The 16,910-nt window shown below is 53.9% G+C and carries 12 protein-coding genes and 1 pseudogene; 4 read left to right on the top strand and 9 right to left on the bottom strand.

What is annotated here, in order from left to right; genetic code table 11:
• The first annotated feature begins 58 nt into the window (after positions 1-58).
• Entirely contained in the window at positions 59-1,969 is a 1,911-nt protein-coding gene (locus U738_RS20850) for a DUF294 nucleotidyltransferase-like domain-containing protein (RefSeq protein WP_035585031.1), read from the top strand.
• Position 1,970: 1 nt separating this feature from the next.
• Positions 1,971-2,696, top strand: a complete 726-nt coding sequence (locus U738_RS20845; RefSeq protein WP_035585028.1) for a 3'-5' exonuclease — start codon at positions 1,971-1,973, stop codon at positions 2,694-2,696.
• A gap of 100 nt (positions 2,697-2,796) precedes the next feature.
• Here U738_RS20845 and U738_RS20840 read toward each other — a convergent pair.
• The 4 genes and pseudogenes from U738_RS20840 to U738_RS20825 form a co-directional block, all read right to left on the bottom strand.
• A pseudogene (locus U738_RS20840) lies at positions 2,797-4,435 on the bottom strand (BCCT family transporter).
• Between the two features lie 114 nt (positions 4,436-4,549).
• A complete protein-coding gene (locus U738_RS20835) occupies positions 4,550-5,425 on the bottom strand; it encodes a glycine betaine ABC transporter substrate-binding protein (RefSeq protein ID WP_035585026.1) in 876 nt (291 codons plus the stop codon).
• Positions 5,426-5,546: 121 nt separating this feature from the next.
• Positions 5,547-6,377, bottom strand: coding sequence for an ABC transporter permease (locus tag U738_RS20830; RefSeq protein ID WP_035585024.1), 831 nt, complete (start codon positions 6,375-6,377; stop codon positions 5,547-5,549).
• Positions 6,377-7,579 (bottom strand): quaternary amine ABC transporter ATP-binding protein, encoded by a 1,203-nt coding sequence (locus tag U738_RS20825; protein ID WP_035585021.1) that lies wholly within the window; start codon positions 7,577-7,579, stop codon positions 6,377-6,379. The genes U738_RS20830 and U738_RS20825 overlap by 1 nt, the downstream gene beginning before the upstream one ends.
• Positions 7,580-7,975: 396 nt before the next feature.
• Between U738_RS20825 and U738_RS20820 the strand changes: the two genes are divergently transcribed.
• Entirely contained in the window at positions 7,976-8,395 is a 420-nt protein-coding gene (locus U738_RS20820) for a hypothetical protein (protein WP_231896815.1), read from the top strand.
• Positions 8,396-8,592: 197 nt separating this feature from the next.
• Here U738_RS20820 and U738_RS20815 read toward each other — a convergent pair whose 3' ends face one another.
• The 5 genes from U738_RS20815 to U738_RS20795 form a co-directional block, all read right to left on the bottom strand.
• A complete protein-coding gene (locus tag U738_RS20815) occupies positions 8,593-9,993 on the bottom strand; it encodes a sigma-54-dependent transcriptional regulator (RefSeq protein ID WP_035585016.1) in 1,401 nt (466 codons plus the stop codon).
• 11 nt (positions 9,994-10,004) lie between these two features.
• Positions 10,005-11,450: an ATP-binding protein gene (locus U738_RS20810; protein WP_035585013.1), complete on the bottom strand. Its 1,446-nt coding sequence runs from the start codon at positions 11,448-11,450 to the stop codon at positions 10,005-10,007.
• 55 nt (positions 11,451-11,505) lie between these two features.
• Positions 11,506-12,696: a PQQ-dependent sugar dehydrogenase gene (locus tag U738_RS20805; RefSeq protein ID WP_035585011.1), complete on the bottom strand. Its 1,191-nt coding sequence runs from the start codon at positions 12,694-12,696 to the stop codon at positions 11,506-11,508.
• A gap of 104 nt (positions 12,697-12,800) precedes the next feature.
• The gene (locus U738_RS20800; protein ID WP_035585009.1) at positions 12,801-13,676 is read right to left on the bottom strand and encodes an AEC family transporter; all 876 of its coding nucleotides are present in this window, start codon (positions 13,674-13,676) and stop codon (positions 12,801-12,803) included.
• Between the two features lie 79 nt (positions 13,677-13,755).
• Complete coding sequence (locus tag U738_RS20795; RefSeq protein ID WP_035585007.1) at positions 13,756-14,670, bottom strand: LysR family transcriptional regulator; 915 nt, start codon at positions 14,668-14,670, stop codon at positions 13,756-13,758.
• Between the two features lie 204 nt (positions 14,671-14,874).
• On the opposite strand from U738_RS20795, the gene U738_RS20790 reads away from it, so the two are divergent.
• On the top strand, positions 14,875-16,839 hold the full coding sequence (locus U738_RS20790; RefSeq protein ID WP_035585005.1) for a ligand-gated channel protein: 1,965 nt from the start codon (positions 14,875-14,877) through the stop codon (positions 16,837-16,839).
• The last annotated feature ends 71 nt before the right edge of the window (positions 16,840-16,910 follow it).

The following is a 16,910-nucleotide window of genomic DNA, read 5'->3' as shown; positions in this document are numbered from 1 at the left end:
AACTTAGCCTTCCCGCCACACTTTAGGTTATATAACCCGATACGCTCGAGGAGTCCGTATGGATGTCGAACTACTAGAAATACGCCAGCATATGGGCCGGTTTCCGCCTTTTGATGGGCTGTCGGATGATCTTCTCGATGCCATTGCTGAGCAGGTGGAAGTGAGCTACTTCAAAACCGGCAGCACTATTTTAGCGCTAAACGATACACTCAATGATCTGTGTTATATCCGCAGTGGCGCTGTGGAGGTCTATCGCAGCCAGGGGGAGCTATATAACCGTTTAGGTGAAGGCGATATTTTCGGCCATTTCAGCCTGTTGCGGAATCATAAAGTGCGCCTTCCTGCGAAGGCGATTGAAGATACCTTGCTCTACTTTATCCCTAAGGCGGTCTTCCAAAAGCTGTGCGATGAGGATGAGCATTTTGCTGATTTTGTCGAGTTAGAGCGACCACGGCTAGAGAGCGCCGCCGAGCAGCAAAAGAAATCCAATGACATGATGGTCACGCGGATACGCAAACTGCTAACTCGCTACCCGGTGATGGTGGAAACGTCTACCAGCGTTCAGCACGCCGCGCAGCAGATGAGTACAGCTCAAGCTTCCGCGCTGCTGGTAATAAAAGAGGGTAGCGACAATCCGCGCTACAGTTTTAAGGATAGCGAAGGCCAGACTTGGCAGATGTGTGGGATTTTAACCGACAGTGATTTTCGTACTCGGGTGGTGGCCGAGGGGCTGTCGCCGCATACCTCGGTCGGTGAGGTGGTCTCCTCGCGGCTCATTACCGTTCAATCGGATGCGTCTGTTTATGAAGCCATGTTGACGATGTTGCGCAGTAACGTGCATCACCTGCCCGTGCTGTATCGTCAGCGACCGGTGGGGGTGGTGCACCTCTCGGATATTATTCGCTATGAGACCCATAGCGGCCTCTATCTGGTCAGCAATATCTTTAATCAGTCCAGCGCCCAGGGCCTGGCGCGCTTAGCGCCGGATGTGCGCGCGGCGTTTGTGCGCATGGTACAAGAGGGCGCTAACTCACAGATGGTGGGTAGTGCGCTCTCTACCATCGGGCGCAGCTTTACGCGCCGGTTGCTGGAAATGGCCGAAGTAGAACTCGGCCCGCCGCCGGTGCCCTACTGTTTTATGGTCAATGGCTCCATGGCGCGCAATGAGCAGAGCATTGTCACTGACCAGGATCATGCGCTGATTCTCTCCGACGAGTTTGACCCTAAACTGCACGATGATTATTTTTACGCCTTGGCAAAAATTGTTAGCGATGGCTTGGACGCCTGCGGCTATACCTACTGCAAAGGCGATGTGATGGCAACCAACGCTCAATGGCGTCAGCCGCTCAGCGTTTGGAAGGGCTATTTCCAGGATTGGATGGCCAACCCCACGCCCGAACGGCTGCTGCACAGCTCGATTTTCTTTGACCTGGATAGTTGCTACGGCGAAGACCTCTATGTCGAAACGCTGCAAGATTTGATTGCCGAGACAGCGCCAAAATCACCGCTGTTTTTAGCCGCCATGGCGCGTAATGCCTTAAACCGTACGCCGCCGCTGGGGTTTTTCCGCACCTTTGTGATGGAACAAGATGGCAAGCACAACAACTCCATCAATTTAAAACGCCGCGGTACGGCGCCAATGGTGGATTTGGTGCGTATTCACGCCTTGGCCTGCGGCTCCAAAGCGCAAAACTCCTTCCAGCGCTTAAATGACATCAGCAAGACCCAGCTCTTGGCGAATGGTATGAGCGACAAGCTTAACTATGCATTTGAGTTCTTATGTATGTCGCGGATTCGCCATCAAATGATTGATCTGCAAGAGGATCGTCTGCCGGATAACAATATCGAGCCTGAAAACGTTGCGGATAGCGAACGGCATACACTCAAAGACGCTTTCCAGGTGTTGAGCAACGCGCAGAAGTTTCTCAAGTTCCGTTACCCCATGCCCGCACATCGGCAGGGGCGTTAATATGCGCGGTATACGCCCACGTCAAAAAATCACCCAGGCCGACTGGCAGGGCTATATGGCCCAGCGGGCGCAGCAGGCGGGTAATCCTGCGCTTCAGCAGTTTTTTAGCACCTCGTTACCAGATCCGGAAACGCCCATTTCTGAGGTGCCCATGGTGGCGCTGGATATGGAAACCACCGGGCTGGATGAGCGGCGACACGCGATTGTCAGTATTGGCGTCGTACCCTTCACGTTAAGCCGTATCAAGTTGGCCGAGCGGCGCTATTGGGTCGTCAAGCCGCCCAGGCCACTTGATGAAGCCTCGATTGCTTTCCACCATATTACCCACTCGGAGATCGCCCAGGCACCGGATCTAGAGGAAATCCTCGATGAGCTGCTGGCCCAGCTAGCGGGGCGATTGGTGGTCGTGCATTTTCGTAATATCGAACGACCCTTTTTAGATGCAGCGGTTAAAGCCCGCCGTAAGGAAGGGGTGTTGTTTCCTATGATTGATACCATGTCGCTGGAAGCGCGGCTGCACCGCCAATCGCTATGGGCACGTTTTCGCCGCTGGCTGGGCCGTCCACCGGTTTCCATCCGCCTGCATGCTAGCCGTGAACGCTACGGTTTGCCTGCTTATCAAGGGCATCACGCCTTGGTGGATGCGTTGGCGACCGCAGAGCTTTTACAGGCGCAAATTGCCACCCACTATCGGCCTGACACGCCTTTAAAAGATATGTGGTGTTGAAGGCTATCTATCAACATACCAACAAAAAACGGGCAACCCAGTGGGTTGCCCGTTTTACTTACTCGCTAGGTTTAAACCAGAAGGTCGGTTTAAAACAGCGCTAGACCGCCTTGGGTTCGCTCATCAGTCCCTTGATGATGGCATAGCAGGCCACCAGCAATATGATGGTGAACGGGAAGCCGGTGGAGACGGCCATGGTTTGCAGCGCGGTCAAGCCACCACCGAGCAGCAGGGCAATGGCAATCGCGCCTTCAATGATCGCCCAGAACACACGCTGTGGCGTTGGTGCATCGACCTTGCCGCCCGCGGTAATCGAGTCGATAACCAGCGAGCCGGAGTCAGAAGAGGTGACGAAGAACACGATGACCAACACAATGGCGACGAATGAGGTGATTTGCGATAGCGGTAGCTGCTCTAACATAATGAATAGCTGCAGATCGACACCCGCATCACGTACGGCTTCGATGCCCTGACTCACATATTGGTCGATCGCTGTGCCACCAAAGGTGGTCATCCATAGTACTGATACTGTCGACGGAACCAGCATGACCGAGACCAGAAATTCACGCACGGTGCGGCCACGGGAAACCCGCGCGATAAACATACCGACGTACGGAGACCAGGAGATCCACCAGGCCCAATAGAAGGCTGTCCAGCCCTGGCTAAAGTTGGCGTCTTCACGGCCAAAGGGATTCGATAGCGCAGGTAGATGAACCGCATAGTTCCACAGGTTTTCAAAGAAGCCTGTGACAATCATCAGGGTAGGGCCAACCGCAATCACGAAGAACAGCAGTATTGCAGCAAGAACAATATTGATTTTGGAGAGCAGTTGTACGCCCTTATCAACGCCCGCAATGATCGAGCAAATGGCAATCATCGTAATGCCGATGATCAACAGGATCATGGTGATATCACTTTCCGGCGCGCCAAACAGGTACGTCAAGCCCGCTGCAGCCTGTGTGGCACCTAGCCCTAGAGAGGTCGCCAAACCAAACAGCGTGGCAAATACCGCCAGGATATCGATCACATGACCCGGCCAGCCCCAAACACGTTCCCCCAAAATCGGGTAGAACACCGAACGCATGGAGAGCGGCAAGCCCTTATTGAACGAGAACAACGCTAGCGAAAGCGCCACTGGCATAAATCGCCCAGGGGTGCAGGCCCCAGTGGAAGATGGTTGCGGCCATAGCTAACGCTTCAGCACCAGCGGCATTGCCTTCCGCGCCGGCTAACGGTGCCCAGCTGCCGCCGTCAAATGAAGTGCCAAAGTGGGTCAGCGGTTCATTGACACCGAAGAACATCAGGCCAATGCCCATACCCGCGGCAAACAGCATTGAGAACCAACCCATATAGGTAAAGTCAGGTTTGGCATCGGCGCCACCAATGCGGATTTTACCTAATGGGGAGAAGATCAGGCCAATGCATAAAATAACGAATATATTCGCCGCTAGGATAAAGAACCAGGCTAGGTTGCCGGTCAGAAAACTGAAAATGGCGTCGTATATAGGCGCAATCGTATCTTGCAGCGCCAGGGTTAGCACCACAAACAGCAACACGACGATTGCTGAAATGCTAAATACCTTGCCATGCAGGTCAAGATTGAGACCCATGGTGTTGGTGGTGATGTTGTCTTGGCCGATGACATAATCGGTATCAATCAGATTCGCCGGGCCATCTGGAGCAGGTATGCCCTCAGAGACCGGCTCTTCAGGGGGACGTTTATCGTCGTGGTTATCCACAGGTGCCTCTCTTTTTTAATAGCAGTATGCTGAACAGATACATGCCGATCAAAGGGATCGTTATAACGACAACAGAGGGCCGAAGCCCCCCGTTGTACTGCCTACATGGATCGATTAGCTATTGAGCCACTGCTCAACGACGTCCTGATTATCTTCAACCCACTGTTTTGCGTTCTCATAGGGGTCGCTGCCATCTTCCTGATTCATCAGCATGACTTCGCCCATCTGCTCAGGCGTCCACTCGAAAGCGTCGAGAATGGCATAAGCTTCCGGCATGTCATCTTCCAAGCCGTCGCGAACGACCGTATGGATCTGCTCTGCACCGCCATAGACATTTTCCGGATCTTCCAGATATTTGATGTCGAAGCGAGCAAACATCCAGTGAGGCGTCCAGCTAGTAACAACGATATCTTCTTCGTTATTGATCGCACTCGCCAGCGCCGCTGTCATGGTGGCACCGCTGCCGCTGCGCAGGTCTAGATCAAGGTCATAGGTATCCACAACCTCTTCAGTGAGGCTCATCAGGCCTGCACCGGGGTCAATACCGATGATCTCGCCATTAAACTTATCGGCGTTATCGTTAAGGTCGGCAATGGAGTCGACGTCGGTGTATTCAGGTACCACGAGACCCAGCTTGGTGCCGTCCAGGTTTTGGCCGAGATCTTCAACATTATCACCAACGCGTTCCATATAATCGGCGTGGGTGGTTGGCAGCCAAGCAGCAACGATGGCATCCGCATCGCCAGTGGAGAGCGCCTGGAACATGGCAGCTGCTGAGAGTGACGTTAGATCAACCTCATAGCCTGCTTGCTCAAGTACCGCGGCAATCACGTTAGTGGAAGCCACTTCGGAAGACCATTCAACGTAGGCCAGGTTAACCGTGCCTTTCTCTTCTTCAGCTTGCGCCGCACTGCTAACGGCAACACCGGCACCCGCTAACAGTGCTAGTGAAGCAAGACGGATACGGAGGTTCAATGTGCGATGTTTCATTCACTTTCTCCCTTGGGTATAAATTTTAATGTGGTAAATGCTTGCTGCTCAATACAGCATGGATAGCCAGAAGCGACTTAGCAAGCACGTGACTCAACGCTGCCGCTTCTGTTGCTTTGCTTTATTTGCGGGTTTTGCGTAGCGATTGCGTTAAACGATCCAACAGCATCGCCAATATAACCACCGCAATACCCGCTTCGAAGCCATCGCCCGGGCGCAAGCGTTGAATCGCGCGCCATACTTCGCTGCCCAAACCATCGGCACCAATCATGGCGGCGATGACCACCATGGAGAGGGCGAGCATAATCGTCTGGTTGATACCCGCCATTACCGTGGGTAGTGATAGCGGTAGCTGCACTTTAACCAGTTTCTGGCCACGGGTGGCGCCGTAGGCATCGGCGGCCTCGATTAGCTCCACCGGCACTTGACGAATGCCCAGCGTGGTAAAGCGAATAGCGGGGGGCATCGAGAAGATCACCGTAGCAAAAATCGCCGAGACCGAGCCAATCCCAAAAAACGGAATAGCCGGAATCAAATAGACGAACGCGGGCATGGTCTGCATAAAGTCCAGAATCGGCATAATCACCCGGTAAAGCCGATTAGACAGCGCCGCAGCAATGCCGACCGGTAGCGCGATAACGATCGCCACCAGGGTAGCAAACACCACCAGCGTAAGCGTTTCAATCATGGGCTCCCACAGGCCCAGGTTCCAAATTAATGCTAAGCCTGCGATGGCCCCAATAGCTAAGCGAGTGCCGCCTAACCGCCAACATAGCAGGGCAATCAGGCCTAGCAGCGCCCATTCAGGTAGCCAAAAAAGGCTACTGTTTAAAGTATCAATGCCGGTTTGGGTAAAGCGGGAAATGCCGCGGGTAACCATGGAGAATTCGCTGGTCAACCAAGTTAGGCCGCTTTCAATCCAATCACCTAGCGGGATGCGTGGGATCTCCATTATTGCTCTCCTGCTCGTGCCAGTTCGTCGAGTACTGCGCCTTTTACCACTACGCCAAGTAGCTGCTCCTGCTGATCAATGACGGCAATGGGGAAGCTCTTTTCACTAAACATGGCAAACAGGTTATGCAGTGGCTCATCCATGGGGACTTTGCGGAAGTCCTGGGTCAAGTAGGGAATAATCGAATCGGCACCCTCTTCAATCGCCCGGCTGGCAGCATCGGCCTCAAGTAAGCCAAGTAGGCGCCGGTTGCGGTCAACCACATAGATAGAGTCGATAGCATGGTCACGCATACGGTGTAACGCCGTACGCGGCCCGTCGCTTTCGCGGGCGGTGGAGCGCAGAGGCCGCATGGCACTTTCAGCGGTCAAAATACGCGCCCGGTCAACGCCTTCGATAAAGCGTCGCACGTAGTCATCCGCAGGCTTGGTGAGAATTTCTTCCGGCGTGCCGATCTGCACCACTTCGCCATCTTTCAGTAGCACGATACGGTCGCCAATATTGAGCGCCTCATCCAAATCGTGGGTGATGAAGACCGTGGTCTTTTGCATTTTGGATTGCAGTTGCAAAAGCTCTTGCTGCATATCTTTGCGAATCAGCGGGTCGAGCGCGGAGAAAGCCTCATCCATTAACAGTACAGTGGCATCGTTTGCCAGAGCGCGGGCCAAGCCAACACGTTGCTGCATGCCGCCGGAAAGCTGGTTGGGATAGGCGTCTTCCCAACCTTCCAGACCCACTTGCTTGAGTGCATCATGAGCAATTTTGTGACGCTCCGTTTTCTCTACGCCGCGAATTTCCAAACCGAACTCGGCATTTTGCTGCACAGTGCGGTGGGGAAATAGCGCGAAGTTTTGAAACACCATAGAGAAGTGGCGGCGGCGACACTCCAGCAGCGCTTTTTCCTTCAGCGTTGGAATGTTTTCACCGTCGATAATGATCTCACCTTCGGTGGTCTCAATCAGACGGTTCAGGCAGCGGATCAAGGTCGATTTGCCTGAGCCCGATAGCCCCATGATGACTAAAAGCTCGCCTTCATAGACATCAAACGAAATGTTGGACAGCCCCAGCGTTTGGCCAGTTTTCTCCAGAATTTCGGGGCGTTTCATTCCCTGGTTACGAAGCTCAATGGCTTTATCTGGTTGTTTGCCAAAGACTTTACTTAATCCACGTACTTTAATTTTGACCGGTCGTGTTTCGTCCATCGGCGATGCCTTTATGTTGAGCAGAATAAGTTGAACAGAATGGGCGTGTGTCGTTGCTACGCCATTCATAAAGAAATAAGAGATTGAGTCGGATAATTTATTAAAAATTATTATACATAGGTAGGCACTGTGTGTCACAACGGCTCGCTCAACGGGGAAATTAACGCTACATGTGTCATTTTTTACCCACCCTAGGGGGTGTGTTATACGCCCATAGCGGCATGCGATTTTATTTATAAAATATTGATTTTATTTGTTTTTATTTTTTTATGGTTTGTTTGGCACGTAAAGTGAATTAGGTTTCACGTAAGCAACATTTTATATGTATAAGGCTGGTTTGCGATTATCCAGTTAGATGTTCAGAAACATTCAGTGTTAGTAATGGAGGTGGGTATTATGGACAAGCAACATGACCGCATTGAGAGTAAGCAAATTTCCAATCGCCCACGCTGGATAACACTATGCATGATGGCGACGGCAGCAAGTGTTCTTGTACTCGCCGGTTGCGGCGACAACGAAGAGACTGCACCGCCTGCAGAAGAAGCTGCACCGCTAGAGCAAGACGCCACCAGTCAGCCTGAATCAGGCCAGCCAGAGTCAGGCATGAGTGAAGAGCCTGCGATGGAGCAAGATCCAGGTTTGGGAGAAGAACCGGCTACAGAAGGCAGTATGTCGTCTGAAAGTACGTTGCCCGAAGACACCATGGATGAGCCTGCAGAAGGTACCATGAATCCTGACGAAGATGAGCCAGGTTTTGGTGAAGGCACCGATCCTATGCCTGGTGCTGAAGATGATGAAAATTCAACCAGTAATTAATTAGTTAACTGTTTTTAAGTAACTTTTTTCAGTAACTGTTCTGAGTAAGTGTACCGCTCCCTACGATGGTAAATCGCCTCAGCTGTTTGTTCCCTGCGGCTGCTCCACACGGTTTACCATCCTTTCCACCCCCGCGCCCGCGGGGGTTTTTTTTGGCTGAGCGTCAGGTTGTGCCGCTTTACGGTTTATATCTGCGGTTACTCTTCGCTGTCTTCTAAGCGACGATAGAGCGTCCTGCGGGCAATGCCTAGTACTTCAGCTGTGCGTCGCTTATTGCCACCGGTTGCTTCTAATACCTTGTTAATATAGCGCTTTTCGACTTCCTCTAAGCTGGGCCAGCGGATCGGTGGGGGCGATGGGATTTGGCCACCAGCCAACACTTCGCCGCGCACTGCAGGCACTAAAGGCGTACCCGCTTCTACCGTTGATTGTTCGCGCAACCGCTCGGGTAAGTCTTTATGGCTGAGTGAGCCATCTTCGCTCAGGGTAACCGCCCGCATAATGGCATTTTCCAGTTCGCGAACGTTACCGGGATAGGCGTAGTTGAGCAGGTTGTTGAGTGCTTCCGGCTCGATTTGCTCTATCTGTTTACCCTGTGCCTCTGAGTGCTTATCGATAAGGGCAAACACAAGGTGCTCGATATCGGTACCGCGCTCGCGGAGCGGGGGGATACGTAGCGAGAACGTCTCTAAGCGGTAGAACAAATCACTGCGGAAGTTCTCCTGCTCGATCTCTTTTTCCAGGTTACGGTGAGTCGCGGCGATAATACGCACATCCACCGGCTCTTCGCGTTCGCCACCCACTGGGCGAACGGTTCGCTCCTGCAGGGCCCGAAGCAGTTTAGCCTGCAGGTTAATCGGCATTTCACCAATTTCATCTAAAAACAGGCTGCCGCCCTGGGCGCTATGAAATAACCCTTTGCGCGCTTCGTTAGCACCGGTAAAGGCGCCTTTCACATGGCCGAAGAACTCGCTTTCCATTAAATCCGCGGGAATGCTGGCACAGTTGACCGGCACAAATGGCTGGTCATTGCGTGGGCTTTCCTGATGAATGGCGCGGGCAAGTAACTCTTTACCGGTGCCGCTTTCACCTAAAATCAGGATAGGGGCATCACTTTTGGCCAGGCGTGAGGCGTCATGAAACAGCGTCTGCATGACCTGGCTTTTACCTACGATGCCGTGGAAGTGGCTGATATCAGCATCGTGGGAAACCGCCAAGCGTTGGCGTTCCAGCACACGAAATACCGCATCACGGATAGCATCAAGGTCGAGCGGCTTGGTTAAAAAGTCGTCAGCGCCAAGCTTTAGTGCCTCGACCGCCTGGTCGATGGTGCCGAACGCGGTAATCACAATAATGCCCAGCTCGCTGCCTACTTGGCGGAGCTGCTGGAGCAGCTGAATGCCGGTCATACCCGGCAAGCGCACATCGGTAATCACCAGTGAGACGGTGGTGTGGCTGAGTAAGGCGATCGCCTCTTCAGCGCTAGGTACGCCGAGCGTTGTGTAGCCTGCATCCTGCAGTTCTTCTTCCAGCAACTCGCGTATAGCGGCGTCATCTTCCACCACCAACAAAGGTAAAAGGGGGTCCTGTTGGGTCACAAACGTTGTCCTCACGCGGATGCGGTTTCACTAATAGGTAGCGTAATCTCAAATCCAGCGCCGCCAAGGGCGCTGTCAAACACGCCGATCGTACCGCCGTGGTCGTTAATAATGCGATGTACCATAGAGAGCCCCAAACCGCTGCCTTGGCCAACCGGTTTGGTGGTGAAAAATGGGTCGAACACTTTATGGTGATGGGCGGCGGGAATCCCCGGGCCATCATCTTCCACCCACAGTATCAATTCGTGTTCCTGCTGCTGGGCGTGCACCCGAATGCGGCTTACTTCAGGGGCCTGCGCTGCATTGCGCAGCAAATTGGTCAGCACCTGCACAATTTGTTGGCCGTTGGCGAGTAAGTTGGGTGTCGGCGACGGTAATTCAATGTCTAAACAAATATTGCGTGGCTCTAACTCGTCTTCAACCAAACCACTGGCACTCATAATAAGCTGATCAAGCGCCAGTTCGCCTTTCTCTACGTTATGTTGGCGGCCTAATTCCATCAATTGGCGCACAATTTCAACGATGCGTTCCACCTCGCCACGAATACGCCCCAATCGTGCGCGTTCGTCGTCGCCAATCACATCGCGTCGAGCAAGGCGCTGAGCCTGGCCGTTAATCACCGTTAGCGGAGCGCCTATCTCGTGGGCAACCCCCGCCGCCAGAACGCCCAGTTCAGCCAGTTTCTTCGATTTACGCAGACGTTTTTCAAGCTCAATTTCGCGCCGTTGACGATTCTCGATCTCGTGGTCTTTCTCGGCCATCGCATCCAACATGCCATTCAAACCGGAGGCGAGGTGGCGGTATTCGATAGGGCCGTCTTCGGTGGCGCGTTGGCTACGATCACCTTTTTCAACCAACTGCATCACGTGGAGTAGCCGGTTCAGCGGGCGCTCAATATGGCGGCGAAACCCCCACCAAATACTAAATACGATCCCGGCCGCGCCAATCACAAACACCAGTACGGCCACAATGCTGATAAAGCCAGTGTAGTTCTCAATACCGGTATTTAACCGGTTCACCTGCAGCACACCGTATACAGTGCCATCCTGTGATCGCAAGGGTGTCAACGCAGAGTAGTAATTCCAACCCTCGTGTTGTCGGTAATTGCTATATAAGTCGTCACGTTCAATGACTTGCTGGATCTCTTCGCGGGTGAAAATATCTTTGCCAAGGCCTAACCCGTAAATATCCCGCCCGTCGGTATCGAAGACATAAGCACCATAAATACGATGGAACGAGAACGCCGACTGCAGCGCTTCTTCAAGGGGCGTGTTGCTATCCGGCGTAACCGCATAGCTGAGTGAAGAGCTCAGAGTGCGGGTAATAATTTCAACTTCCGTTTGTAGCTTCGAGCGTACGTTATCCTCAAGCGACTTGATCGCCACTAAGCTAAATACCACCAGGATGACAAACAGCGGCACAATCACCGTTAAAATAATCAAATTGCGTAATCGCATGGGGCATCCATGGTGGCATTAAGACGTTTGAGTATCAGCGAGTGAACAGGGGCTGCTAATCGGTTGGCGCTAGACGATACAAGCCACCCTGAGGGGCGTCAGTGAGCAGGTAAATAGCATCATCAGGGCCTTGGCGAACATCCCGGATCCGGCCTACTTCGCCTTGTAAAATAAGCTCTTCTTCGGCGACGCGGCCATCTTCCAGGCGCAGACGCAGTAGCTTCTCGCTACCTAGCCCACCGGCTAATAAGTTGCTCTGCCACTCGCCGAATGCATCGCTGGTCACTTCAGCAAGCCCGGCAGGCGCAAAGCGGCCTTCAAAGACGTACACCGGGTCAACCATCCCAGGCACTGAGTCTTCACCAATCGGTTCATTGGTCGCGTAATCATTGCCCTGGCTGACGTTAGGCCAGCCATAATTATTGCCTGCTTCGATATGGTTCAGTTCGTCGCCAGTACGTGGGCCATGCTCCGATGCCCAGGCTTCGCCGTTACTGAGTACGGTCATGCCTTGAATATTGCGATTACCCATGGAGTAAATTTCATCCAGAGTGGTGTCATCATCTACGAAGGGGTTGTCGTCGGGTACGCCGCCCGTGGCGGTAAGGCGCAGGGTAGACCCTGCATGGTCATCGCTGGCCTGGGCGCGGGGTGGTTCACTGCCGCGGTCACCAATACTCATGAGTAGCGTGCCGTCGGGCAGCCACGCCAACCGTGAGCCGTAGTGGCGGCCAGGCCCAGAGGCGCGATCCTGCTCGAATAAGTGTTCGACCTCGCCCAGCTCATCGCCCTGCCATTTTACCCGTGATAGCGCTGAACGGCTGTTATTACCATCGGGCTTGCTCCAGGTGAAGTAGATCCAATCGTTGTCGCCTCCGCCGTTTCCCCCTTCAAAATCGGGGTGCAACACTACGTCTAACAGGCCGCCCTGGCCCCGAGTGCTTACTTCCGGCATGCCTTCCAGCGTAGGGGTTTCACCGCTTTCTGGATCGACAAGTTTCAGCTGCCCGCTGCGCTCGCTCACCAAGTAGCGGCCATCGGGTAGAAACGCCACCGCCCAGGGGTGTTCAAAACCTTCGGCAACACGCTCAATGGAAAGCGTTAGATGGTCGGTTTCCAGTGATTCCTGGACGACTTCCGCATTTGCCGTGTTAATAGCGCTCGCTAGCACTAGCCCACTGAACCCCGCCAAAACCGCTGGGCTCAGCCGGAGGGGAGTATGATGGCGCTTGTTGATAGACAGCATAGCGTGGCCTCTGGTGATATTAATTGCTGGCATCCTTGTCAGTAGTCTAGCAGTGACCTTTTAGCTGCGTTGGGGTTCCACCACGACATAAACAGGGCAAGCCGCTACATGAGTAGGGCGAGCAGCACGGGCAGGTAAAACAGCGCTAACAACGTCGAGCAGAAGACCAAACTGGCTACATAGACGGGTTCGCGCTGGGCGCGCTGAGCAAAGAGATAGTTGAAGACCGCCACTGGCATGCACATCTGCACCACTAAAATGCTTTGGGCCAGTGGCGGCAGACCCACCCAGCTCGCGATCAGCCAGGCGACACCGGCGGCGAGGGGCACGCGCACTAGGCTAAACCCAAGCCCTGAACGCAGGTTCTTCACCTGAATGCTAGCCAGGGATACGCCTAGGGTAATCAGCATCAGCGGTACTGTGAACCCCGACATTAAGTCCACCGTATTCGCCAGCCAGGGCGGCAGGGAAGTGCCCGTCAGCAGTAGCGCCATGGAAATCGCAATGGCATACACCGTAGGCGTTTTGGCAAGGGTTTTAAGCGGGTTGCCTTGGCTATTAAGCACAGCGCCTAGGGTGAACTGAAAAAGCGAGACGGTCACCATCACGGTGATGCCGTAGGCAAACCCGGCACTACCAAAGGCGTAAAGCACCACGGGTAAGCCCATGTTGCCGGTGTTGGGGTACATCATGGGCGCAAGCAGTACCCGCCAACTGCGGCGCAGCAGTTTTGCCACGCCAAAGGTCGCCGCCCCCATAGTGAGAATGACAAGCGCGGCGGCTAGCATCGTCTGGCCAAAGGTGGTGGCATCAATATCAGCACCCGCCAGGGAGGCCAATACCAGCGAAGGCGTGCCAATGTTAAACACCAGCCGGGTAATAAAGTCGACCGGGTAGGGATGGCCTAGGCGTACCCACAAGTAGCCGAGCCCTGCACCCGCCAGCACGGGCGCCATGACAGCAAAGAGTTCGGCGAGCATTTACAGTCCTTGGCTAATCGGTAGCCGCCTATTGTCGTTAATAAGCGGGCTAACTGGCAAGGTAAACACTCGAATTAACTTACACCGTTGCGGCTGACGTGCGCCACGGTGCGGGCACTTGGCTACGTAAAAACTCTAACAGCGCGTGGGTACGGCGGGTCTGGTGACCGTAAGCATAAAGCAGTGTGATAGGCAGTGGCACCGGCTCCCAGCCGGACAGGCAGTTAATCAGCTCGCCTGGATGATGCTGTTCGCGTTTTGCGGTTAACCAGTGTGAGAGCAAGCCGATACCCTGGCTGCGCGCAATGGCATCTATATGCAGGGTAGTGAGATCTACCCGCAGCCGTGAACAGGGCGGGTTAAAGGTGTATTCGCCATGCTCTGGATGAGTGAGCAGTAGCCCGTCAGAAGCCGTGCCCAGCAGGTCTATCCAGGCGTGTTGGTTTAGCTCATCGGGATGGTGCGGCGTGCCAGCGGCTGCTAAATAGCGTGGGCTAGCATAAAGCCCGCGGGATAGGTGGCCCAGGCGCTCCTGGTTTAGCCCGCACTCATGAGTCGGCCCAAGCCAGACATGCACGCTATTGCTGTGCATTTTAGTGGGCGGCGTTTCCCGAGTGTGTAGCGTTAGCTCTACCTTAGGGTGGCGATTTAAGAACGCATCAATGGCACTGGCTAACCAGCTGCGGGCCAGGGCACCGTGCACTTCAAGGGTAATTTCTCCGCTAATCTCCTCACGCAGCTCTGCCAGAGCTTCCTGGCTATGCGCCGCCATTGCCAAAAGCTCGGTGCAGTAGTTGTGAAACAGCAGCCCCGCCTCGGTGGGAATTAAGCGGTTGGCCTGACGGCGCAGCAGCGGCTGGTTAAGCCGGGCTTCAAGCTGGCTGATGCGGCGGCTAAGGGTCGATTTGGCTAATCCGAGCTTCTGAGCACTGCGTGTCAAACTGCCCGTGGTCATCACATCGGCAAAGGCGGTCAGTTCGTCAAAGTCATACATGGTCAGGCCCACGGGAAAAGGGTGAGCGCTAATTGTGCCACTGTTTGGTACGAATGAAAATAATAGGCATTTGTGTTCCGGTATGTTGAACGAACCGTCTCACCCCAATGTGCAAAGAGTGTGTAAAAATATTAATGCTAATAATTCGCATTTAATGGAGCGAATGCTTACCCACATTGCTCACACACTATAAAGGACGAAGTTATGTCTCCCTGTTTGCGCCGTACGCTGCTGGCCAGCGCTATCTCTTCGCTTGCCAGTAGTGCTCTTTGGGCACAAGACGCGCCCCGCTTAGACGATATGGTGGTAACTGCGTCAGGTTTTGAACAGCAGATAACCAATGCCCCCGCGTCTATCAGCGTGGTTTCCCGCGAAGAGTTGGAACAAGGTCACTATCAGAGTGTTACCGATGCGCTGCGCGATGTGCCCGGCGTGATTGTCACCGGCGGCGGGAGAGGGGATAACGGCCAGGATATCTCCATTCGCGGCATGCCCTCCCAGTACACCCTGATATTGGTCGATGGGCGCCCGCAGAATTCCCGCGAGTCTCGCCCTAATGGCGATGCAGGTTTTGAGCAAGACTGGCTGCCGCCGTTACAGGCTATTGAGCGTATTGAAGTAGTGCGTGGGCCAATGTCGACGCTCTACGGCTCTGATGCGATTGGTGGCGTGATCAATGTGATTACACGCAAGGTTGCGCAGGAGTGGCATGGCAATGTTCAACTCGACACCGTACTCCAGGAAGACAGCGACTCCGGCGACAGTCGCCAAGCCAATTTTTACCTAAGCGGCCCGCTGGTAGGCGATCGCTTAGGGCTCCAGCTCTATGGCCGCACCTCTCAGCGTGATGAAGACACTATTCTTAACGGCTACGAAGATAAAAGCCTGCAAAGTCTTACTGCACGGCTGAGTTTTGCAGCGACTGATAACCATGACTTCACTTTTGAGGCGGGTATTACCGAGCAGGAGCGCGAATCGCTGATGGGCAACTCGGCGCCATCAGAGGGCTGTCGCGGCGGCTGCTCCGATAGTTTTAATGAGTTCACCCACCAGCATGTCGCTATGACCCATAGTGGTCGCTTCGAGTGGGGCACCAGCGAAACCTACCTTCAGCGTGAAAGTAGCGAAAACAAATCACGTGATATTGAAATCACCAACACCACCGCCAAAACCAGCGCGGTCATTCCGCTAGGCATGCATATGTTGACGGTAGGCGCTAGCTACGAGGAAGAGTCGCTTGACGACAGTACGACAAATCAATTGCCTGGCTCTGATCGTAGTGAGATTGAGAATAGCCAATGGGCCCTCTTTGTAGAAGATGAGTGGATGCTCACCGATGCTTGGGCACTGACCGGTGGGTTGCGTATTGATGACGACGATAACTACGGCAGCCACCTTAGCCCGCGGCTTTACAGTGTGTGGAATATGACGCCTGACTGGACATTAAAAGGCGGTGTCTCGACCGGTTATCGAGCGCCGAACCTGCGCGAGATCACCCCCGACTGGGGGCAGGTCAGCCGTGGGGGCAATATCTACGGTAATCCTGACCTTGAACCAGAGACCTCGCTCAATAAAGAGCTGGCCCTGCTTTATGCCAACGATAGTGGCTTGAGCGGCGGTGTCACGCTGTTCCATAACGACTTTGACGATAAAATCACTCGCATCGCTTGTCCTATCGATATCTGTACGGATGGCGCTAACGATTATGGTAGTGACCCGACTTACCGCGTCAACGTGGATGAAGCGGTGACTCAGGGCGTAGAGGCGAGTGTGGCTGCGCCGTTAACCGATACCGTTGAGCTAACGGCCAGCTACACCTATACCGATAGCGAGCAAAAAAGCGGTGAGTATGCAGGCGAGCCGTTAACACAGCTGCCTAAGCACCAGGTATCCGCCTCGTTAGATTGGCAAGTCTCTGCCAAGTTGAGTCAATGGACAAAAGTCACTTACCGCGGCGAAGAGAGCCAACCGACTACCGGCCCTTCGAGCAGTGCCATTGTGGCTCCTTCCTACGCCTTTGTAGATGCAGGCGTTGGCTACCAGTTGAACGAAAGTACTCAACTGAACGCGGGTATCTACAACCTGTTCGACGAAACGATCGGCTACGACGAGTATGGCTATGTAGAAGATGGTCGTCGGGTTTGGTTAGGACTCAACGTTGCCTTTTAAGCGCTAGGTCCCCGTCCTAAATGCAACACAGCAGCGGCTATCCAGCGAGATAGCCGCTTTTTTAGCGGCTT

Source organism: Halomonas sp. TG39a (assembly GCF_000744395.1).
Taxonomy (GTDB): domain Bacteria; phylum Pseudomonadota; class Gammaproteobacteria; order Pseudomonadales; family Halomonadaceae; genus Vreelandella; species Vreelandella ventosae_B.
Note: the sequence above shows the minus strand (reverse complement) of the source record. Positions and strands in the feature narration are given on the sequence as shown.